This is a genomic window from Kosakonia beeri (assembly GCF_054165705.1).
In genome coordinates this window covers 4,122,885-4,143,286 of sequence record NZ_CM135106.1, presented here as the reverse complement: position 1 = coordinate 4,143,286, position 20,402 = coordinate 4,122,885, and the positions used below count along the sequence as shown (strand labels likewise).

18 protein-coding genes are annotated in these 20,402 nt (G+C 54.2%); 11 read left to right on the top strand and 7 right to left on the bottom strand.

Annotated features, from left to right (window positions below; genetic code table 11):
• Positions 1-82 precede the first annotated feature (82 nt).
• The 3 genes from fkpB (at position 83) to rihC (ending at position 2,471) form a co-directional block, all read left to right on the top strand.
• Positions 83-553, top strand: coding sequence for an FKBP-type peptidyl-prolyl cis-trans isomerase (fkpB, locus tag ACUY4S_RS19560; RefSeq protein ID WP_312687176.1), 471 nt, complete (start codon positions 83-85; stop codon positions 551-553).
• Positions 534-1,484 (top strand): 4-hydroxy-3-methylbut-2-enyl diphosphate reductase, encoded by a 951-nt coding sequence (ispH, locus tag ACUY4S_RS19555; RefSeq protein ID WP_312687179.1) that lies wholly within the window; start codon positions 534-536, stop codon positions 1,482-1,484. Before fkpB ends, ispH begins: the two co-directional genes overlap by 20 nt.
• 72 nt (positions 1,485-1,556) lie before the next feature.
• A complete protein-coding gene (rihC, locus tag ACUY4S_RS19550; protein WP_458021794.1) occupies positions 1,557-2,471 on the top strand; it encodes a ribonucleoside hydrolase RihC in 915 nt (304 codons plus the stop codon).
• On the opposite strand, the gene ACUY4S_RS19545 is transcribed toward rihC, so the two are convergent.
• Positions 2,468-3,367 carry a LysR family transcriptional regulator gene (locus ACUY4S_RS19545; RefSeq protein ID WP_312687183.1) on the bottom strand — a complete coding sequence of 300 codons (900 nt, stop codon included), beginning with the start codon at positions 3,365-3,367 and terminating at the stop codon, positions 2,468-2,470. The genes rihC and ACUY4S_RS19545 overlap by 4 nt on opposite strands.
• 92 nt (positions 3,368-3,459) lie before the next feature.
• Here ACUY4S_RS19545 and ACUY4S_RS19540 point away from each other — a divergent pair, with 92 nt between their 5' ends.
• The 8 genes from ACUY4S_RS19540 to folA all read left to right on the top strand — a co-directional run bounded on the left by ACUY4S_RS19540 (position 3,460) and on the right by folA (position 13,548).
• Positions 3,460-4,095 (top strand): alanyl-tRNA editing protein, encoded by a 636-nt coding sequence (locus tag ACUY4S_RS19540; protein ID WP_458021795.1) that lies wholly within the window; start codon positions 3,460-3,462, stop codon positions 4,093-4,095.
• A 161-nt stretch (positions 4,096-4,256) separates the two neighbouring features.
• On the top strand, positions 4,257-5,078 hold the full coding sequence (gene dapB, locus ACUY4S_RS19535) for a 4-hydroxy-tetrahydrodipicolinate reductase (RefSeq protein ID WP_312687188.1): 822 nt from the start codon (positions 4,257-4,259) through the stop codon (positions 5,076-5,078).
• A 453-nt stretch (positions 5,079-5,531) separates the two neighbouring features.
• A complete protein-coding gene (carA, locus tag ACUY4S_RS19530; protein WP_458021796.1) occupies positions 5,532-6,680 on the top strand; it encodes a glutamine-hydrolyzing carbamoyl-phosphate synthase small subunit in 1,149 nt (382 codons plus the stop codon).
• Positions 6,681-6,697: 17 nt separating this feature from the next.
• Positions 6,698-9,922, top strand: coding sequence for a carbamoyl-phosphate synthase large subunit (gene carB, locus ACUY4S_RS19525; RefSeq protein ID WP_458021797.1), 3,225 nt, complete (start codon positions 6,698-6,700; stop codon positions 9,920-9,922).
• Positions 9,923-10,128: 206 nt separating this feature from the next.
• Positions 10,129-10,362 carry a YgdI/YgdR family lipoprotein gene (locus ACUY4S_RS19520; RefSeq protein ID WP_312687194.1) on the top strand — a complete coding sequence of 78 codons (234 nt, stop codon included), beginning with the start codon at positions 10,129-10,131 and terminating at the stop codon, positions 10,360-10,362.
• 144 nt (positions 10,363-10,506) lie between these two features.
• Positions 10,507-11,037 carry a glutathione-regulated potassium-efflux system oxidoreductase KefF gene (gene kefF / locus ACUY4S_RS19515; protein ID WP_312687196.1) on the top strand — a complete coding sequence of 177 codons (531 nt, stop codon included), beginning with the start codon at positions 10,507-10,509 and terminating at the stop codon, positions 11,035-11,037.
• Positions 11,030-12,892, top strand: a complete 1,863-nt coding sequence (gene kefC / locus ACUY4S_RS19510; protein WP_312687198.1) for a glutathione-regulated potassium-efflux system protein KefC — start codon at positions 11,030-11,032, stop codon at positions 12,890-12,892. The genes kefF and kefC overlap by 8 nt, the downstream gene beginning before the upstream one ends.
• Before the next feature lie 176 nt (positions 12,893-13,068).
• Positions 13,069-13,548 (top strand): type 3 dihydrofolate reductase, encoded by a 480-nt coding sequence (gene folA / locus ACUY4S_RS19505; RefSeq protein ID WP_312687200.1) that lies wholly within the window; start codon positions 13,069-13,071, stop codon positions 13,546-13,548.
• 33 nt (positions 13,549-13,581) lie between these two features.
• Here folA and apaH read toward each other — a convergent pair whose 3' ends face one another.
• From apaH to lptD, 6 genes are read right to left on the bottom strand one after another with little or no spacing between them, the layout of a single operon-like run.
• Positions 13,582-14,430, bottom strand: coding sequence for a bis(5'-nucleosyl)-tetraphosphatase (symmetrical) ApaH (gene apaH, locus ACUY4S_RS19500; RefSeq protein ID WP_312687202.1), 849 nt, complete (start codon positions 14,428-14,430; stop codon positions 13,582-13,584).
• A gap of 4 nt (positions 14,431-14,434) precedes the next feature.
• Positions 14,435-14,812 (bottom strand): Co2+/Mg2+ efflux facilitator ApaG/CorD, encoded by a 378-nt coding sequence (apaG, locus tag ACUY4S_RS19495; protein WP_312687204.1) that lies wholly within the window; start codon positions 14,810-14,812, stop codon positions 14,435-14,437.
• 3 nt (positions 14,813-14,815) lie between these two features.
• Positions 14,816-15,637 carry a 16S rRNA (adenine(1518)-N(6)/adenine(1519)-N(6))-dimethyltransferase RsmA gene (gene rsmA / locus ACUY4S_RS19490; protein ID WP_458021798.1) on the bottom strand — a complete coding sequence of 274 codons (822 nt, stop codon included), beginning with the start codon at positions 15,635-15,637 and terminating at the stop codon, positions 14,816-14,818.
• A complete protein-coding gene (pdxA, locus tag ACUY4S_RS19485) occupies positions 15,634-16,620 on the bottom strand; it encodes a 4-hydroxythreonine-4-phosphate dehydrogenase PdxA (RefSeq protein ID WP_312687208.1) in 987 nt (328 codons plus the stop codon). Before pdxA ends, rsmA begins: the two co-directional genes overlap by 4 nt.
• Entirely contained in the window at positions 16,621-17,907 is a 1,287-nt protein-coding gene (gene surA / locus ACUY4S_RS19480; protein ID WP_312687210.1) for a peptidylprolyl isomerase SurA, read from the bottom strand.
• Between the two features lie 53 nt (positions 17,908-17,960).
• Positions 17,961-20,357 carry an LPS assembly protein LptD gene (gene lptD / locus ACUY4S_RS19475; protein WP_458021799.1) on the bottom strand — a complete coding sequence of 799 codons (2,397 nt, stop codon included), beginning with the start codon at positions 20,355-20,357 and terminating at the stop codon, positions 17,961-17,963.
• Positions 20,358-20,402 lie beyond the last annotated feature (45 nt).

Below are 20,402 nucleotides of genomic sequence, written 5' to 3'. Positions count from 1 at the left end.
TTGTGTCATCACTCGCGTCGCGCCTTCTGGCAATCGACGCGCAGCCGGGCAGTACCATCGCTAAAACATAAGAGCAACCTGCATGTCTAAATCCGTACAGAGTGATAGCGCAGTGCTGGTGCACTTCACGCTGAAACTCGAAGATGGCTCGCTTGCCGAGTCAACCCGCAATAACGGCAAACCGGCGCTGTTTCGCCTCGGTGACGGTTCTCTTTCCGAAGGACTGGAACAACATCTGCTGGGTCTGAAGGCCGGAGAGAAAAAAGTCTTTTCCCTCGAGCCGGATGCCGCCTTCGGCACGCCCAGCCCGGACCTGATTCAGTACTTCTCGCGCCGTGAGTTTATGGATGCTGGAGAACCAGAAATCGGTGCAATTATGTTGTTTACCGCAATGGACGGCAGTGAAATGCCAGGCGTGATCCGTGAAGTCAACGGTGATTCCATTACCGTGGATTTTAACCACCCGCTGGCAGGCAGAACCGTTCATTTTGATATCGATGTACTGGAAGTTGATCCGGTACTGGAGGAAACAAATGCAGATCCTGTTGGCTAACCCGCGCGGTTTTTGCGCCGGGGTTGACCGCGCTATCAGCATTGTCGAAAACGCGTTAGCGCTGTATGGCGCGCCCATTTATGTGCGCCATGAAGTGGTGCATAACCGTTATGTTGTCGATAGTCTGCGCGAGCGTGGCGCTATCTTTATTGAGCAAATCAGTGAAGTGCCGGATGGCGCGATCCTGATTTTCTCTGCGCATGGTGTCTCTCAGGCAGTGCGTAATGAAGCAAAAAGCCGCGATCTGACCGTTTTTGACGCCACATGCCCGCTGGTTACTAAAGTCCATATGGAAGTTGCTCGCGCCAGCCGGCGCGGTGAAGAGGCTATCCTCATTGGTCACGCCGGGCATCCGGAAGTGGAAGGCACCATGGGCCAGTACAGCAACCCGAAAGGGGGCATGTATCTGGTCGAATCGCCACAGGACGTCGGTTTGCTGAACATTAAAGATACGGGCAGGCTGTCGTTTATGACGCAGACGACCCTCTCCGTTGATGATACCTCCGACGTGATTGACGCGTTGCGTGAACGTTTTCCTCAGATTGTTGGTCCGCGCAAAGACGATATCTGCTATGCCACCACCAATCGTCAGGAAGCGGTGCGTGCGCTGGCTGAACAGGCCGAAGTCGTGCTGGTCGTGGGATCGAAAAACTCGTCCAACTCTAACCGTCTGGCCGAACTGGCGCAGCGTATGGGCAAAAAAGCCTATCTGATCGACGATGCTTCCGATATCCAGGAAAGCTGGGTGAAAGAGATCGCCTGCGTAGGGGTAACCGCCGGAGCTTCGGCACCGGATATTCTGGTGCAGAATGTGATCGCCCGTTTGCAGGAACTGGGCGGCGGCGAAGCCATTCCTCTGGAAGGGCGCGAAGAGAATATCGTCTTCGAAGTGCCAAAAGAGCTGCGCGTGGACGTTCGCGAAGTCGAATAACGTTTCTCTGTGCTTTATGCGAAGATGCCAGACTCAGTCTGGCATTTTTTTTGGGGTTTATGAGGAGGCGTGATGCGTGAGCCAATAATTCTCGATACCGATCCTGGCATTGACGATGCTGTCGCCATTGCCGCTGCGCTGTTTGTGCCTCAGTGCGATCTCAGGCTTATTACCACCGTCGCGGGTAATGTCTCGCTGGAGAAAACGACCCGCAACGCACTGCAATTGCTAAATTTCTGGAGCGCGGATATCCCGCTGGCGCAGGGTGCGGCAACACCTCTGCTGCGCCCGTTACATAACGCTGCTGATGTGCATGGCGAATCTGGAATGGAGGGGTATGACTTCATTGAACACGCACGTCAACCGCTGGCGAAACCGGCATTCCAGGCTATCCGCGATACCCTTCTGGCCTCATCCGAGCCGATGACGCTGGTGACCATCGGTCCGCTAACCAATGTGGCTCTGTTGCTGTCGCACTACCCGGAGTGCCTGTTTAACATTCGGCGGCTGGTGATGATGGGCGGCTCTGCCGGGCGGGGGAATGTCACGCCGAACGCTGAATTTAACATTGCCGTCGATCCGGAAGCGGCTGCTCGCGTATTTAACAGCGGGCTGGAGATTGTGATGTGCGGGCTGGATGTGACTAACAAAGCCACGCTTACCGCCGAGTTTCTGGCAACGCTACCCGGGCTAAATCGTACAGGTGCCATGCTGCACGCGCTGTTCAGCCACTACCGCAGCGGTAGCATGACGACCTGGCTGCGTATGCATGATTTGTGCGCCATCGCCTGGCTGGCGCGTCCGGATTTGTTTACGCTGAAGCCCTGCTTTGTGGCAGTGGAAACGCAGGGGCAATACACGTCCGGCACCACAGTGGTAGACATCGATGGCAAGCTCAGGCAGCCGCCGAATGCGCAGGTGGCGCTGGAAATTGACGTCGAGGGGTTTCGTCATTGGGCCGCAGAAGTACTGGCTCTCGCGCCTTAAGGTACCATTTGCTCACCCAAATAATCGATCATCGCCCGCATTCTGGCGGGCATAGGATTATGGCGAGCCCATAACAGCCACAACTCACCGCTATAGCTGCTAATAAACTCCCACTCTGGCAATAACCGAACGATTTCGCCGCTGGCAAGTGACTCGCGGGCGGTAAACAGCGGCAAACTGCCAATGCCAAGATGCCGCTTAACTGCATCCAGACGGACGCCGGTATGATTGGCGGCGTAGCGTCCGTGCGTCTGGATCGTTTCGCTTTTATCGCCCCGTCTGAATTTCCAGCGTGAATCGGCGGGTGATTCACCCAGACTGATGCAGCTATGTTCACGCAACGCCTGTGGATGTTCTGGTGTACCGTGTTGCCGCAGATAATCAGGCGTGGCGCAGATAATGTGTGTGACAGGCATGAGTGCCCTGCCATAGAGGCCAGGGGACGGGGAGTTGGTAATGCGTAGCGCGAGATCTACCCCGTCATCAATCAGATCCATATAGCGATCTTCCAGCCGTAAGCAGAGGTCTACTTGCGGGTAGCGCTGAAGAAACGCCGGCATAAGCGGGTGAATAACGAAGCGGCCCACGGCCTTGGGTACGCTAATGGTCAACTTGCCCTGCGCTTCTTTTTGTACACTGCTTCCAGAATCGACGGCTTGCCGGGCGGCGTCCAGCATTGCCTGCGCATGCTCATACACCATTTTCCCCGTTCTGCTGAGCGCCAGTTTGCGCGTGGTGCGGTGCAGTAACTTACTGCCCATTTCACGTTCGAGGCGCGTTACGCTGCGGCTGAGGGCGGAGGGTGTCGCCCCCGACGCGCGGGCGGCTGCGGAAAAACTCCCCTGATCGACAATCAATACGAACGTCGCCAGGTCGGGAAGAAGAGTAAAGTTCATTTGTGCGTACCAGGCAAAAGTGCATTGAATGATGACGTAATTATTGCTGTCGGCAGATTGAATATACTCTTCCTCTTTCCAGGAGAATAGCCATGACAGAACGCCTTTATTACACCAGTGATACGCTAACCTGTACTGCGCAGGTTTTACGTTGTGAAGCGCAGGATGATGGACGCTATACTGTGGTGCTCAACAAAACGGTTTTTCACCCTCAGGGGGGAGGCCAGCCAGCCGACAACGGCACGATTGCCGGGATCGCGGTCGAGGCGGTATTACAGCACGGTGACGAGGTATGGCATATTTTGTCATCCGTATTGCCTGCGACAGACGACCCGGTTGAACTGAATGTTGATGCAGCTTCGCGGATGCTACATTCGCGTCTGCACACTGCCGGGCATCTCATAGGTTATGCCGGTGAATTGCTCGGCTGGCAGCCGGTGAAGGCACACCACTGGCCCGGCGAAGGGCGGATAACTTTTAAGGGCGGCGATGAGGCAATATTGCCCGAAGCCAGCGCTTTGCTGGTGCCGATCGCAGACTGGCAATCTGCAGATCTTGTTCGCCATATTGTGTTTAAAGAAGGGCGTCGTGAAGTGCGTTTTGGTGAGCTTCCCGCTTACGGTTGCGGGGGAACGCATCTGCACTCGCTGGCGGCGCTGGGGCAGGTTACGATCAGCCAGATCAAAATCAAAAAAGGTCAGCTGATTGTGAGCTACGCGGTGGAATAAGCCAGCACCTGCATACGCGTCGACGTATCATGCCTTTTACTGATATTTTCAGCTGTATATCATTAAATTCTAATTATCGGTGTTTTCGGCTGGTGGCCCCGACGCGGGCTGGTTAATCTGGAAACGATTCTTACGCAATTTTTTAACAAAAGAGCACAACTATGCATGATGCACCAATCCGCGTAGCCATCGCGGGGGCTGGCGGGCGTATGGGCCGTCAGCTGATTCAGGCGGCACTGGCAATGGACGGCGTCGAGCTTGGCGCGGCACTGGAACGTGAAGGTTCATCCCTGCTGGGCAGCGACGCCGGTGAACTGGCTGGCGTGGCGAAAACGGGGGTCACCCTTCAGAGCAGCCTTGAGGCGGTGAAAGATAATTTTGATGTCTTTATCGACTTCACCCGTCCGGAAGGTACGCTGAATCACCTGGCATTTTGCCGACAGCACGCGAAAAGCATGGTTATTGGCACCACGGGTTTTGATGATGCAGGCAAGCAGGCCATAGCCGATGCGGCGCACGATATCGCGATTGTCTTTGCTGCAAACTTTAGCGTGGGTGTGAACGTGATGCTGAAGCTGCTTGAGAAAGCAGCAAAAGTGATGGGCGACTATACCGATATCGAAATCGTGGAAGCGCACCATCGTTACAAAGTCGATGCACCGTCGGGTACGGCGCTGGCAATGGGTGAAGCGATTGCTCATGCACTGAATAAAGATTTAAAAGAGTGCGCTGTTTATTCTCGTGAAGGGCATACAGGCGAACGCGTGGCGGGCACAATTGGTTTTGCGACCGTGCGTGCAGGGGATATCGTCGGCGAACACACGGCGATGTTCGCCGATATTGGCGAACGTGTCGAGATAACGCATAAAGCATCAAGTCGCATGACTTTTGCTAATGGCGCGGTTCGTTCCGCTTCATGGCTTAAAGGAAAAAATAATGGCCTTTTCGATATGCGGGATGTGCTTGATCTCAATAATCTGTAAGTTTATTACCCATCGTGATGTGGTTGTTGCAGTCGTAACCAGTTGATTGCAAGGGGCAATATTTTATTGCCCTTTTATTTTATCTTTTTCAGTATAAATTATTTGAATACCGCCTAAAATTATCACTCTTCTCTCTGTTTTTTGTTTCCGGAATGTAAATTTTGACCATATGGTCTACTTTTTCCCGTTGATGGTAAGCGCTATGCAATTTTCTATACGCGCAAGCGTTTTCCTGCGGCCTTTGTTTGATCTTTTTATCTGTTAAACCCAGTAAATAAGGGCAGTGGCGTAAAACAGGAAGAAAAAACGGTGACAAAAGTTGACTTTTAACCGGCTTCTCTCCAGAATGCCGCCGTTTGCCAAAAATCCACGGCCAGCAAATTTGCATTGATTCATCATCTGCATTTGAATTAATATGCAAATAAAGTGAGTGAATATTCTCTGGAGGGTGTTTTGATTAAGTCAGCGCTATTGGTTCTGGAAGACGGAACCCAGTTTCACGGTCGGGCCATAGGGGCAACGGGCACGGCGGTTGGGGAAGTCGTTTTCAATACTTCAATGACCGGTTATCAAGAAATCCTCACTGATCCTTCCTATTCCCGCCAAATCGTTACTCTTACTTATCCTCATATCGGCAATGTCGGCACCAATTCCGCTGACGAAGAATCTTCCCAGGTCCATGCGCAAGGTCTTGTCATTCGTGACCTGCCGCTGATTGCCAGCAACTTCCGCAATACCGAAGACCTCTCTTCTTATCTGAAGCGCCATAACATTGTGGCGATTGCCGATATCGATACCCGTAAGTTGACCCGTTTGCTGCGTGAGAAAGGCGCGCAAAACGGCTGCATCATCGCCGGGGAAAAGGTGGACGCTGCCGTCGCGCTGGAAAAAGCGAAAGCTTTCCCGGGCCTGAACGGTATGGACCTGGCAAAAGAGGTCACTACGGCGGAAACCTACAGCTGGACACAGGGCAGCTGGACACTCGCAGACGACCTGCCGCCAGCGAAGAAAGACGACGAACTGCCCTACCATGTGGTGGCGTACGATTACGGCGCAAAACGCAATATCCTGCGCATGCTGGTAGACAGAGGCTGTCGCCTGACGGTCGTCCCGGCAAAAACCTCTGCAGCAGAAGTACTGAAACTCAATCCGGACGGTGTGTTCCTGTCTAACGGTCCGGGTGACCCGGCGCCGTGCGACTATGCGATTGAGGCGATTAAAACGTTCCTCGACACCGACATCCCAGTGTTCGGCATCTGCCTTGGCCATCAACTGCTGGCGCTGGCAAGCGGTGCAAAAACCGTGAAGATGAAGTTTGGTCACCACGGTGGTAACCACCCGGTGAAAGACATTGATAACAACACCGTGATGATCACCGCGCAGAACCACGGTTTTGCGGTAGATGAGGCGAGCATGCCGGCCAATTTGCGCGTTACGCATAAATCGCTGTTTGATGGCACGTTACAGGGCATCCATCGTACTGACAAACCGGCCTTCAGCTTCCAGGGGCACCCGGAAGCCAGCCCTGGCCCGCACGATGCCGCGCCACTGTTCGACCATTTCATTGAGTTAATTGAGCAATACCGCAACACCGCCAAATAATCAGGAGAAAAAGAGCCATGCCAAAACGTACTGATATAAAAAGCATCCTGATCCTTGGCGCTGGCCCGATTGTTATCGGCCAGGCATGTGAATTCGACTACTCAGGCGCGCAGGCCTGTAAAGCCCTGCGCGAAGAGGGATACCGCGTTATTCTGGTGAACTCCAACCCGGCAACCATTATGACTGACCCGGAAATGGCCGATGCGACTTACATCGAGCCGATTCACTGGGAAGTGGTGCGCAAAATTATTGAGAAAGAGCGCCCGGATGCGGTACTGCCTACCATGGGCGGCCAGACGGCGCTGAACTGTGCGCTGGAACTGGAACGCCAGGGTGTACTGGAAGAGTTCGGTGTGACGATGATTGGTGCTACCGCCGATGCGATTGATAAAGCTGAAGATCGCCGTCGTTTCGATATTGCGATGAAAAAAATCGGCCTCGACACAGCCCGCTCCGGCATTGCACATACGATGGACGAAGCACTGGCCGTGGCGGCAGATGTCGGCTATCCGTGTATTATCCGTCCTTCCTTTACGATGGGTGGCACTGGCGGCGGTATCGCTTACAACCGAGAAGAGTTTGAAGAGATTTGCGCCCGCGGGCTGGATCTTTCCCCGACCAATGAGCTGCTGATTGACGAGTCGCTGATTGGCTGGAAAGAGTACGAGATGGAAGTGGTGCGTGATAAAAACGACAACTGCATCATCGTCTGCTCGATTGAAAACTTCGATGCCATGGGTATCCATACCGGCGACTCCATCACCGTTGCGCCAGCGCAAACCCTGACCGATAAAGAGTACCAAATCATGCGTAACGCCTCGATGGCGGTACTGCGTGAAATCGGGGTGGAAACCGGCGGCTCGAACGTACAGTTTGCGGTGAACCCGAAAAATGGTCGTCTGATCGTTATTGAGATGAACCCGCGTGTGTCGCGCTCCTCGGCGCTGGCGTCAAAAGCGACCGGCTTCCCGATTGCCAAAGTCGCGGCGAAACTGGCGGTGGGCTACACGCTGGATGAGCTGATGAACGACATTACCGGCGGACGCACCCCGGCATCGTTCGAGCCTTCTATCGACTATGTTGTTACCAAAATCCCTCGCTTTAACTTCGAAAAATTCGTTGGTGCCAATGACCGCCTGACCACTCAGATGAAATCGGTGGGCGAAGTGATGGCGATTGGCCGCACGCAGCAAGAGTCGATGCAGAAAGCGCTGCGCGGCCTGGAAGTGGGTGCGACCGGTTTTGATCCAAAAGTCAGCCTGGATGACCCGGAAGCGCTGACCAAAATCCGCCGCGAACTGAAAGATGCTGGCGCAGAGCGTATCTGGTACATCGCGGATGCTTTCCGTGCGGGCCTCTCTGTAGATGGCGTATTTAATCTCACTAATATTGACCGCTGGTTCCTGGTGCAAATCGAAGAACTGGTGCGCCTGGAAGAGCAGGTTGCGGAAGTGGGTATCAACGGTCTGGATGCAGAATTCCTGCGTCAGCTGAAACGCAAAGGCTTTGCCGATGCGCGCCTGGCAAAACTGGCTGGTGTACGCGAAGCGGAAATCCGCAAGCTGCGCGATCAGTACAACCTGCACCCGGTTTACAAGCGCGTGGATACCTGCGCGGCGGAATTCTCCACCGACACGGCCTACATGTACTCCACCTATGAAGAAGAGTGCGAAGCCAACCCGAATCAGGACCGTGAAAAAATCATGGTGTTGGGCGGGGGACCAAACCGTATCGGCCAGGGTATCGAGTTCGATTACTGCTGCGTACATGCCTCGCTGGCACTGCGTGAAGATGGTTACGAAACCATTATGGTGAACTGTAACCCGGAAACCGTATCGACCGATTACGACACCTCAGACCGTCTCTACTTCGAACCGGTTACCTTTGAAGATGTGCTGGAAATCGTGCGTATTGAGAAGCCAAAAGGCGTCATCGTGCAGTACGGCGGCCAGACGCCACTGAAACTGGCTCGTGCGCTGGAAGCGGCGGGTGTACCTGTTATTGGTACCAGCCCGGACGCCATTGACCGCGCGGAAGACCGCGAGCGTTTCCAGCATGCGGTTGAGCGCCTGAAGTTGAAACAGCCTGCCAACGCCACGGTAACTGCGCTGGAGCAGGCGGTTGAGAAAGCCAAAGAGATCACTTATCCGCTGGTGGTGCGTCCTTCTTACGTACTGGGCGGGCGCGCCATGGAAATCGTCTATGACGAAGTTGACCTGCGCCGCTACTTTATGACCGCAGTTAGCGTATCTAATGACGCGCCGGTGCTGCTGGATAAATTCCTTGATGACGCGGTGGAAGTGGACGTTGACGCAGTATGCGACGGCGAAAACGTGCTGATTGGCGGCATCATGGAGCATATCGAACAGGCTGGCGTTCACTCCGGCGACTCCGCATGCTCTCTGCCAGCGTATACGCTGAGCCAGGAAATTCAGGATGTTATGCGTCAGCAGGTGCAGAAGCTGGCGTTCGAACTGCAAGTGCGCGGTCTGATGAACGTGCAGTTTGCCGTCAAAGATAACGAAGTCTATCTGATTGAAGTGAACCCGCGTGCTGCGCGTACGGTACCGTTTGTCTCCAAAGCGACTGGTCTGCCGCTGGCAAAAGTTGCCGCGCGCGTGATGACCGGTAAAACGCTGGTGCAGCAGGGCCATACTAAAGAGATCATCCCGCCGTATTATTCGGTGAAAGAAGTGGTGTTGCCGTTTAACAAATTCCCGGGCGTTGACCCGCTGTTAGGGCCAGAAATGCGTTCGACCGGAGAGGTCATGGGCGTAGGACGCACCTTCGCGGAAGCGTTCGCGAAAGCGCAACTGGGCAGCAACTCCAACATGAAGAAGCAGGGGCGCGCGCTGCTCTCCGTGCGTGAAGGTGATAAAGAACGCGTGGTGGATTTGGCGGCAAAACTGCTGAAACAGGGCTTCGAGTTGGATGCCACTCACGGTACGGCGATTGTGCTGGGGGAAGCGGGTATTAACCCGCGCCTGGTGAACAAAGTGCATGAGGGCCGCCCACACATTCAGGATCGTATCAAGAATGGCGAGTACACCTACATCATTAACACCACGGCGGGACGTCAGGCGATTGAAGACTCCAAACTGATTCGCCGCAGCGCACTGCAATACAAAGTGCATTATGACACTACGTTGAATGGCGGTTTCGCCACCACCATGGCGTTAAATGCTGATGCCACTGAAAAGGTAATTTCGGTGCAGGAGATGCACGCGTTAATCGGTAAATAAGTCATATCCGGCCCGTTTTTTGGGCGGGTTGATTGACCTGCACGGTGTGACCACAGGCCTGATGGCGCTTCGCTTATCAGGCCTGTGTCTTTTTGTATCCCTGCTGCTTCCCTTCAGAGTGTTCTGCATTTTCCACCTGGCTCAGTGAGTTAACCTAAAATAGATAAGCAGATGAATGATAACCACTGAAAAGCAGGGAGATAACCATGCAAACTAAACTTCTGATCACTTCACTTTTTACTGCTGCAGCGCTGTTTACTGTTGCCGGGTGTTCTTCTAATCAGGCAGTTCGCACCACCGATGGGCGCACGATTGTGACCGACGGTAAGCCGCAGGTTGATGACGATACCGGGCTGGTGTCCTACAAAAATGCGGAAACCGGTAAAACCGAGCAGATTAACCGCGATCAGGTGAAAAACATGAGTGAGTTGGATAACTAATTCCGACAGCGCTCAGGCGGCAGCCCCGGCTGCCGCACCCCTTCTGCTTACGCCCCCGTATTCCCACACAGATTGGCGCTGTTAGCCGGACGATTAACTGTCTACACTCTGAAGGAAAATAGTTGAGTGAAAACAGGCTAATCAATGATTCTGATTATTTATGCACATCCTTATCCGCAGCATTCGCATGCGAATAAACGGATGATTGAACTGGCAGGGACGCTGGAAAATGTGGAAGTCCGCTCCCTCTACGAACTCTACCCTGATTTTAATATCGACGTTGCCGCAGAACAGGAAGCTGTTTCCCGCGCTGACCTTATTGTCTGGCAGCACCCTATGCAATGGTACGGTGTAACGCCGCTGCTGAAATTATGGATTGATAAAGTGCTGGCGCACGGCTGGGCTTACGGTCACGGTGGCACAGCGCTGCGCGGAAAAAGTGTGATGTGGGCAGTGACCACCGGCGGCGGCGAGAACCACTTCAATATTGGTTCGCATCCAGGGTTCGATGTCTTATGCCAGCCTCTGCAAGCGACGGCGCTATATTGTGGGTTGAATTGGTTACCGCCTTGTGCGGTGCATTACACCTTTGTTTGTGACGATGAAACGTTGCAGTCACAGGCGCGGCATTACAAACATCGCTTGCTGGAATGGCAGGAGGCGCAGCGTGGATAGTCACTCTCTGATTCAGGCCCTGATCTATCTGGGCTCGGCGGCACTGATTGTACCCATTGCGGTACGGCTGGGGCTGGGGTCTGTGCTCGGTTATTTGATCGCGGGCGGGGTGATTGGCCCGTGGGGGTTACGTCTGGTGACAGACGCAGAATCGATCCTTCATTTTGCCGAAATCGGCGTGGTGTTGATGCTGTTTGTGATTGGTCTGGAGCTGGATCCGCAGCGGTTATGGAAGCTACGCGCATCGGTATTTGGCGGCGGAGCGTTACAAATGGCCAGCTGCGGGATCCTGCTTGGTCTCTTCTGCGCATTGCTTGGGCTGCCCTGGCCCGTGGCGTTGCTAATTGGTCTGACGCTGGCACTCTCTTCAACCGCGATTGCCATGCAGGCGATGAATGAGCGCAACCTGACCGTGTCGCAAATGGGGCGTAGCGCCTTTTCCGTGCTACTGTTTCAGGATATCGCCGCCATTCCGTTGGTGGCGATGATCCCGCTACTGGCGGCAAGCGGGGCGTCGACCACACTGGGCGCGTTTACGCTTTCGGCATTAAAAGTGGCAGGTGCGCTGGCGCTGGTGGTGTTAATCGGGCGGTATGTTGCACGCCCGGCACTGCGTTTTGTCGCCCGCTCCGGCCTGCGTGAAGTCTTTTGCGCGGTAGCGCTGTTCCTGGTCTTTGGTTTTGGTTTATTACTTGAAGAAGCCGGGCTGTCGATGGCGATGGGCGCATTTCTGGCCGGGGTCCTGCTCGCCAGTTCTGAATATCGCCATGCGCTGGAGAGCGATATTGAACCGTTCAAAGGTCTGCTGCTCGGACTGTTCTTTATCGGTGTGGGGATGTCGATCGACTTTGGCACATTAGTCACTCACCCGCTGCGTATTCTGCTGCTGTTGGTCGGGTTCCTGGCAATCAAAAGCGCGGTATTGTGGCTGATTGCCCGCCCGCTAAGCGTACCGGGTAAACAGCGGCTCTGGTTTGCTGCACTGCTGGGGCAGGGGAGTGAATTTGCGTTTGTGGTGTTTGGCGCGGCGCAAACGGCACAGGTGCTGGATAGCGAGTGGTCGAAAGCCTTAACCCTGACGGTCGCATTATCAATGGCGGCGACCCCCGTGCTGCTGGTACTGCTCACCCGGCTGGAAAAAACTGGCTCGCAGCAAGAACGCGAAGCCGACGAGATTGATGAAGAAGAGGCGCGGGTGATCATCGCCGGTTTTGGCCGCTTTGGGCAGATCGCCGGACGTTTATTACTTTCCAGCGGTGTGAAGATGGTGGTGCTGGATCACGATCCGGATCATATTGAAACGCTGCGTAAGTTTGGCATGAAGGTATTTTATGGCGATGCAACGCGGGTGGATCTGCTGGAATCTGCGGGGGCCGCGCGTGCGGAAGTGTTGATTAATGCGATTGATGATCCGCAAGGGAGCCTGCTGCTGACAGAACTGGCGAGAGAGCATTTCCCACATTTGCAGATTATCGCCCGCGCCCGCGATGTGGATCACTACATACGTTTGCGCCTGGCGGGGGTAGAGAAACCTGAGCGTGAAACGTTCGAAGCAGCATTAAAAGTGGGCCGAATCGCGCTGGAGGGATTGGGGCTGGGGTCGTATGAAGCCCGAGAAAGAGCCGATCATTTCCGCCGTTTCAATACACAAATGGTGGATGAGATGGCGCAAGTAGAGAACGATGCACTCGCCCGGGCGGCAGTATTTAAACGCACCAGTGCGATGCTGACGGAAATTATTTCGGAGGATCGCGCGCATCTTTCGCTGATCCAGCAGCATGGCTGGCAGGGTACGGAAGAGGGGCGACATACAGGCAATGTTGCCGATGAGCCCGCTGTGAAACCGCAGAACTGAGCTCGTCGCGGCTAACGGACTGATTCACAAAGAGAGGCATGCTGGCGGTACAGTGTTGTGCTGTGGAGCCGCCAGCAGAATAGAAAATTTTCTCATTCTTTACCTTGTACACCGTCGACGAAAGATTGCGCTTTCCGTATAGTGGCGACAATTTTTTTGCATCCAGGAATGAATGAATGATCAGTTTGATTGCGGCGTTAGCGGTGGATCGCGTCATTGGCATGGAAAACGCAATGCCGTGGAATTTACCTGCCGATCTCGCCTGGTTTAAGCGCAACACCTTAAACAAGCCTGTCGTAATGGGCCGCCTGACCTGGGAGTCCATTGGTCGCCCGTTGCCGGGCCGAAAAAACATTGTCATCAGCAGCAAGCCCGGTACGGACGATCGCGTGGTATGGGTAAAATCTGTTGATGAAGCGATTGCCGAGTGTGGCGACGTGGAAGAGATTATGGTGATCGGCGGTGGCCGCGTTTACGAGCAGTTCCTGCCGAAAGCGCAACGCCTGTATCTGACGCACATTGATGCGGAAGTGGAAGGTGACACCCATTTCCCTGATTACGATCCGGATGAGTGGGAGTCTGTGTTCAGTGAGTTTAACGACGCAGACGCACAGAATTCACACAGTTACTGCTTCGAGATCCTCGATCGCAGATAAGAGACTTCCCCGGCCTAAACCGGGGAATCTTTTTCAGGAGGCGATGGCCTCATCGTCGCCCAAATCCATCTGGCGATTCGACGGCTGGACAAAGTACGCTTTGTCTTCCCAACGCAGGCACGTTAAAACTCCACCCCAGCAGCAACCGGTATCCAGCCCGTAAATCCCTTCTGGTGTCCCTTCACCTTCCAGCGATGCCCAGTGACCAAAGACAATGCTGTACTCTTGTGATACTGGCCCAGGAATGGAGAACCAGGGTTTCAGCGGCGCAGGGGCATGCGCAGGAATATCTTTGCAGTACATGTCGAGCTGCCCGTTCGGGAAGCAATAGCGCATACGCGTCAATGCATTGGTGATAAAACGCAGACGCGCAAGGCCGCTCAGCTCCGGGCTCCAGTGATTCGGCAGATCGCCGTACATGGCGTCAAGAAACAGCGGGTAAGAGTCGCTCGACAGCACGGCTTCGATGTCGTGCGCACAGTGTCGGGCGGTATCCAGATCCCATTGCGGCGTGATGCCGGCATGCGCCATTACCAGTTTTTTCTCGCCGTCGATTTGCAATAACGGCTGGCGACGCAGCCAGTTAATCAGCTCGTCGGCATCTGGCGCTTCCAGCAGCGGAGTCAGCCGATCTTTTGGCTTATTCCGGCTGATGCCGGCAAAAACCGCCAGCAGATGAAGGTCATGGTTCCCCAGAACGAGACGTACGCTATCGCCAAGAGATTTGACGAAACGCAGCACTTCCAGTGAACCCGGCCCACGAGCGACCAGATCGCCTGTCAGCCATAACGTGTCTTTGCCGGGCGTGAAATCGACCTGCTTTAACAATGCGATCAGTTCATCATAGCAACCATGAACGTCGCCAATAAGATATGTAGACATTGTATTAATGGATCAGTGTTGGAACGGCGAGTCGGAAGACCGGGATGGCGATGCGGAAAGGTTCACCCTGCGCATCGATCATCTCGTAGTGGCCTTGCATGGTGCCCAGCGGCGTTTCGATAACTGCACCGCTGGTATATTGATATTCGCCGCCGGGCTCGATGTGTGGCTGGACGCCTACCACACCTTCGCCCTGAACTTCTGTTTCGCGGCCATTGCCATTAGTGATCAGCCAGTAGCGTTTGAGCAACTGGACAGGGGTTCGCCCCAGGTTCCGAATAGTAATGGTGTAAGCAAAAACATAACGTTCATCGTCGGGAGCGGACTGAGACTCAATGTAGACGCTTTGCACCTGGATACAAACTCGGGGCGAATTGATCATAACTTAGCTCTCCTTTGGCGGCGCATTGTCAGTCAGGTAGTTAGCTAACTGGCAATATTGTGCAACAGAGATATTTTCTGCACGCATCGCCGGATCAATACCCAGCGACGTCAGCACCTCAACGGTAAAGACATTGCCGAGGCTGTTGCGGATGGTCTTGCGACGTTGGTTAAACGCTTCCGTCGTGATGCGGCTCAGTACACGAATATCCTTCACCGGGTACGGTGAGGTCGCATGCGGCACCAGGCGAACAACCGCAGAATCCACTTTTGGCGGCGGCGCAAATGCAGTTGGCGGCACTTCCAGTACCGGTATGACCTGACAGTAATATTGTGCCATGACGCTCAATCGACCATACGCCTTACTGTTTGGCCCTGCAACCAGGCGATTCACCACCTCTTTCTGCAACATAAAATGCATGTCAGCAATGGCATCAGTATAGCTAAACAGATGGAACATCAGCGGCGTCGAGATGTTATACGGCAGGTTGCCGAAGACACGCAGCGGCTGGCCTAACGTCTGAGAAAGTTCGCCGAAATTCATCGTCATCGCATCTTGCTGATAGATAGTCAGTTTCGGTGCGAGGAAAGGATGCGTTTGCAGGCGTGCGGCCAGATCGCGGTCAAGCTCGATGACCGTCATTTTATCCAGACGTTCGCCAACCGGCTCGGTCAGCGCGCCAAGCCCGGGGCCGATTTCTACCATGGCCTGGTCTTTTTGCGGATTGATCGCCGAAACGATGCTGTCGATCACGAACTGGTCGTGGAGAAAGTTTTGCCCGAAGCGTTTGCGGGCTAAGTGGCCCTGATGGACGCGATTATTCATTGAGTATTAACAATCATTTTGATGGCGAGATTAAGCGCCGTAATAAAACTGCCGACATCTGCCGTGCCCTGGCCCGCCAGTTCAAGCGCGGTACCGTGATCGACAGATGTACGAATAAAAGGTAAACCGAGGGTGATATTCACGCCACGGCCAAATCCCTGGTATTTTAGCACGGGCAGACCCTGATCGTGGTACATCGCCAGCACGGCGTCGGCATTATCAAGGTATTTGGGCTGAAACAGCGTGTCGGCAGGCAGTGGACCGCTCAAATGCATCCCTTGCGCGCGCAACGCATCCAGCACCGGAATGATCGTGTCGATCTCTTCCGTCCCCATATGGCCGCCTTCACCCGCGTGCGGGTTAAGACCACAAACCAGAATGTGCGGCTGCGGAATGCCAAACTTCTGCTGCAAATCCGCGTGCAGAATGCCGATCACTTCGTGCAGCAGCGCCGGTGTAATGGCATCGGCTACGGCTTTGAGCGGCAAATGCGTGGTGGCCAGCGCCACGCGCAGCGCTTCAGTAGCCAGCATCATCACGACTTTGGTCGCCTGCGAACGCTCTTCAAAGAACTCGGTATGCCCGGTAAAGGGGGTACCCGCATCGTTGATAACGCCTTTATGCACCGGTCCTGTAATTAGCGCTGCAAACTCGCCGTTCAGGCAGCCGTCGCAAGCACGGGCAAGCGTATCAACAACGTAAGGACCATTGAGCGTATTCAGCATGCCCGGCGTTGCCGGGGTGCGCAGAGGAACAGGTAACAGTGTCAGTGTACCGGCCTGTTGTGCCACTGCTGGCGTGCCGGGGACGTACTCCCGCAGCGCCAGTGGCAGACCGAGCAGCGCAGCCCGGTCTGTTAATAGCGTCGCATCTGCACAGATAACCAGTTCAACCGGCCAGTCGCGCTGGGCGAGTTGCACCACTAAATCCGGGCCAATCCCGGCAGGTTCGCCGGGAGTGATAATGACACGCGCTGTCTTCATTTAGTTGCTCAGAATTTTGACGTAAGCGCTGGCGCGCTGTTCCTGCATCCAGGTTGCCGCTTCTTCAGAGAATTTACGGTTCATCAGCATGCGGTAAGCTCTGTCTTTCTGGGCAGCATCGGTCTTATCGACGTTGCGGCTATCCAGCATCTCGATCAGATGCCAGCCGAAGGAGGAGTGTACCGGGCCGCTCATCTGACCGCGTTTCAGTTTCATCAGTGCATCGCGGAAAGCCGGATCGTAAATATCCGCCGCCGCCCAGCCCAGATCGCCGCCCTGGTTGGCAGAGCCTGGATCCTGTGAGAACTCTTTCGCTGCGTTAGCAAAAGTGGTTTTGCCACTCTTGATGTCGGCTGCGATCTGTTCCAGTTTTACCCGCGCCTGATCGTCGCTCATGATCGGCGACGGCTTCAGCAGGATATGCCGCGCATGTACTTCGGTGACGGAAATGCTCTGACTCTGGCCGCGCAGATCGTTCACTTTCAGAATATGGAAACCTACACCAGAACGGATTGGCCCAATGACGTCGCCTTTTTTCGCGGTGCTGAGTGCCTGAGCAAAAATGCTCGGCAGTTCCTGAATTCGACCCCAACCCATTTGACCGCCTTTCAGCGCTTGCTGGTCGGCAGAATAGGTGATGGCCAGTTTACCGAAGTCGTTGCCGTTACGGGCCTGTTCAACGATTGAACGCGCCTGGCTTTCCGCTTCGTTAACCTGATCGGAGGTCGGGTTTTCCGGCAGTGGGATCAGAATGTGGCTCAGATTCAGCTCGGTGCTGGCATCGTTCTGGTTCCCAACCTGCTTAGCCAGCGTTTCGACTTCCTGCGGCAGCACGGTCACGCGACGGCGTACTTCGCTGTTGCGGACTTCAGAAATGATCATTTCTTTGCGGATCTGGTTACGGTAAGTGCTGAAATTCACCCCGTCGTAAGCCAGGCGGCTGCGCATTTGGTCCATCGTCATATTGTTTTGTTTAGCAATATCCGCGATGGCGGCATCAAGCTGTTCGTCGGTCACTTTGACGCCCATTTTGGTGCCCATTTGCAGGATGATTTGATCCATGATCAGACGTTCAAGGATCTGATGGCGCAGCGTGGCGTCATCCGGCAACTGCTGGCCCGCCTGGCCTGCGTTTGCCTTCACGGATTGCATCAAACTATCAACGTCACTTTCAAGCACGACGCCGTTGTTCACGACGGCGGCGACTTTATCGACAACCTGAGGCGCTGCAAAACTGGTATTCGCAACCATAGCGATACCGAGGAGCAGCGTTTTCCAGTTCTTCATACCTTTTCCATTTCAATTAACCGCAATGCGGATTACGTTGCAAATCAAACAGATCACATTGAACTACGGTACGGCAGAATGTTCGAACGCAGCATTTGTTGCGTGCCCAAACCGTAGTTGGAACTCAGACCGCGCAGTTCAATGTTGAAACCGATGGCGTTGTCATACTTGCTTTGGTCATTTTGCCAGCCGTTAATTTTGCGCTCATAGCCCACGCGAATTGCATAACAGCAGGAGTTGTACTGCAAACCTAACATCTGGTCGGCAGGTTTGTGAGTATTGGTATCGAAGTAGTAAGCACCGACAACAGACCAGCGATCAACGATCGGCCAGCTCGCCACTGCACCCACTTGCGAAATACCGTCTTTATATTGCGCAACGCTGGCATAGCTTGGCAGCGTTGCCTGGATATATTCCGGACTGGCGTAACGATAACTCAGTTGCACCATACGGTCTTCATCACGGCGGTATTCGAGCGATGAACTGCTGTTCGCAATGCTGTTCAGACGCGTGTCGTACTGAACCCCGCCGCGCAGACCCCAGCGATCGGAGATACGCCAGTAGGTATCTCCAGCCCATACCAGCGGGCCCGTTTTGTTGTCTTTCTCCCAGTTAATGTTGTCATCACCGGTCCGTGACTCGGTGAAATAGTAGATTTGACCAACAGAAACGTTAAAACGTTCAACTGCCGCATCATCATAAATGCGGGTTGTGACGCCGGTAGTGACCTGGTTCGCGGAGGCAATACGGTCGAGACCCCCGTAGGTGCGGTCGCGGAACAGACCGCTATAGTCTGATTGCAGCAGGGTGGAGTCGTAGTTGTTGATATGACTCTGGTCGCGATACGGCACGTACAGGTACTGCGCGCGCGGCTCCAGCGTCTGAGTGTAACCCTCCGCCCAGTTCATATCCCGTTCGAACACCAGTTTGCCGTCCATTTTGAACTGCGGCATTACACGGTTAACGGAGTCTTTGAGTCGGTTTGCTGACTCCAGCGTGGTGAGATTTGAACTGCTCGAACTATTGTTGTACTGCTGCTGCGCGTAGGAACGATAGTTATCAAGATTGCTCTGCTGGTAGTGCGTCGCCAGCAATTTAACCTCGGTATTCAGGCTGCTCCACTCATTGGACACCGGCAGGCTCAGCGTCGGTTCCAGGTGGACACGCGTCGCTTCCGGGTTGTTAGAGCTTGTGCTGACGAAGTTAACTGCCTGGCCATAAATGTGCGCGTCAAACGGCCCCAAATCATTGTGGTACCAGTTCACATCCAGTTGCGGCTGCGCCGAATAGGAGTTGCTGTTCTGGCGGTTAAAGACCTGGAACTGTTTGGTAGAGACGGTCGCGTCAAAGTTTTCCACCGCGTAGCCGACGCTAAATTTTTGCGTGGCGTAACCGTCGGTACTGGAACCGTATTTTGACGAGAAGTCATTAAAATAGCTGGCATCGCTGACTTTGGTGTAGTCAACGTTAAAACGCCAAACCTGATCCATTACCCCGGCATGCTGCCAGTAGAACAACCAGCGATGGCGATCGCCTTCTGCCGGGTAGTCACCCGCGTAGACTTTATCAGACGGCAGATAATCAAACTCGACCAGACCTGAACCGGCCTGAGTCAGATAACGGAATTCGTTCTGCCACTGTACCCCGCCACGCTTATGCATGTAATGCGGCGTCAGCGTTGCATCGAAGTTTGGCGCAATGTTCCAGTAGTACGGCAGATAAAATTCGAAGTAGTTCGTTGTGCTGTACTTGGCGTTCGGGATCAAGAAACCGGAGCGACGTTTATCACCCACTGGCAGCTGCAAATAAGGGCTGTAGAACACTGGCACCGGCCCGAGTTTAAAGCGCGCATTCCAGATTTCGGCAACCTGCTCTTCGCGATCGTGAATCACTTCACTGCCAACCACACTCCAGGTATCTGAACCCGGCAAGCATGAAGTGAATGAGCCGTTTTCCAGAATGGTGTAACGGTTTTGTCCGCGCTGTTTCATCAGGTCAGCGTTACCGCGCCCCTGGCGTCCGACCATCTGGTAATCACCGTTCCAGACGTTGGTGTCTTTAGTATTTAAATTTGCCCAGGCTTTCGGACCTTTCAGGATGACCTGATTGTCGTCATAGTGCACATTACCCAGTGCATCCACTGTGCGAACCGGTTCCGTCTGACCTTCCGCCTGCTTCTGGTGAAGCTGAACTTCATCAGCCTGCAAGCGGCTATTACCCTGATTAATATCAACATTGCCGCTAAAATCGGCATTATCCGGGTAGTTGCCCTTTGCATGATCGGCGTTAATGGTCACCGGTAAGTTGTTGGTATCGCCTTGCACCAGTGGGCGGTTGTAGCTGGGAACGCCAAGCATACATTGCGAGGCGAGATCGGCTGCCATCCCCTGCTGGCTATAGAGAGCAGAGCCAATCATGGTGGCCAGGAGGGTGGGGATACGTTTTTTCATACGTTGTATTTGTTGTTCCGTCATCTGTGGCTTTACGCTGGCAAA

Bases quoted from the DNA above. Each gene is read 5' to 3' on its own strand.
- dapB (WP_312687188.1), top strand. From the start codon at position 4,257: ATGCATGATGCACCAATCCGCGTAGCCATCGCGGGGGCTGGCGGGCGT.
- lptD (WP_458021799.1), bottom strand. From the start codon at position 20,357: ATGAAAAAACGTATCCCCACCCTCCTGGCCACCATGATTGGCTCTGCT.
- carB (WP_458021797.1), top strand. From the start codon at position 6,698: ATGCCAAAACGTACTGATATAAAAAGCATCCTGATCCTTGGCGCTGGC.
- rihC (WP_458021794.1), top strand. From the start codon at position 1,557: ATGCGTGAGCCAATAATTCTCGATACCGATCCTGGCATTGACGATGCT.
- ACUY4S_RS19540 (WP_458021795.1), top strand. From the start codon at position 3,460: ATGACAGAACGCCTTTATTACACCAGTGATACGCTAACCTGTACTGCG.
- ACUY4S_RS19520 (WP_312687194.1), top strand. From the start codon at position 10,129: ATGCAAACTAAACTTCTGATCACTTCACTTTTTACTGCTGCAGCGCTG.
- ACUY4S_RS19545 (WP_312687183.1), bottom strand. From the start codon at position 3,367: ATGAACTTTACTCTTCTTCCCGACCTGGCGACGTTCGTATTGATTGTC.
- apaG (WP_312687204.1), bottom strand. From the start codon at position 14,812: ATGATCAATTCGCCCCGAGTTTGTATCCAGGTGCAAAGCGTCTACATT.
- pdxA (WP_312687208.1), bottom strand. From the start codon at position 16,620: ATGAAGACAGCGCGTGTCATTATCACTCCCGGCGAACCTGCCGGGATT.
- folA (WP_312687200.1), top strand. From the start codon at position 13,069: ATGATCAGTTTGATTGCGGCGTTAGCGGTGGATCGCGTCATTGGCATG.
- fkpB (WP_312687176.1), top strand. From the start codon at position 83: ATGTCTAAATCCGTACAGAGTGATAGCGCAGTGCTGGTGCACTTCACG.
- apaH (WP_312687202.1), bottom strand. From the start codon at position 14,430: ATGTCTACATATCTTATTGGCGACGTTCATGGTTGCTATGATGAACTG.
- surA (WP_312687210.1), bottom strand. From the start codon at position 17,907: ATGAAGAACTGGAAAACGCTGCTCCTCGGTATCGCTATGGTTGCGAAT.
- kefF (WP_312687196.1), top strand. From the start codon at position 10,507: ATGATTCTGATTATTTATGCACATCCTTATCCGCAGCATTCGCATGCG.
- ispH (WP_312687179.1), top strand. From the start codon at position 534: ATGCAGATCCTGTTGGCTAACCCGCGCGGTTTTTGCGCCGGGGTTGAC.
- rsmA (WP_458021798.1), bottom strand. From the start codon at position 15,637: ATGAATAATCGCGTCCATCAGGGCCACTTAGCCCGCAAACGCTTCGGG.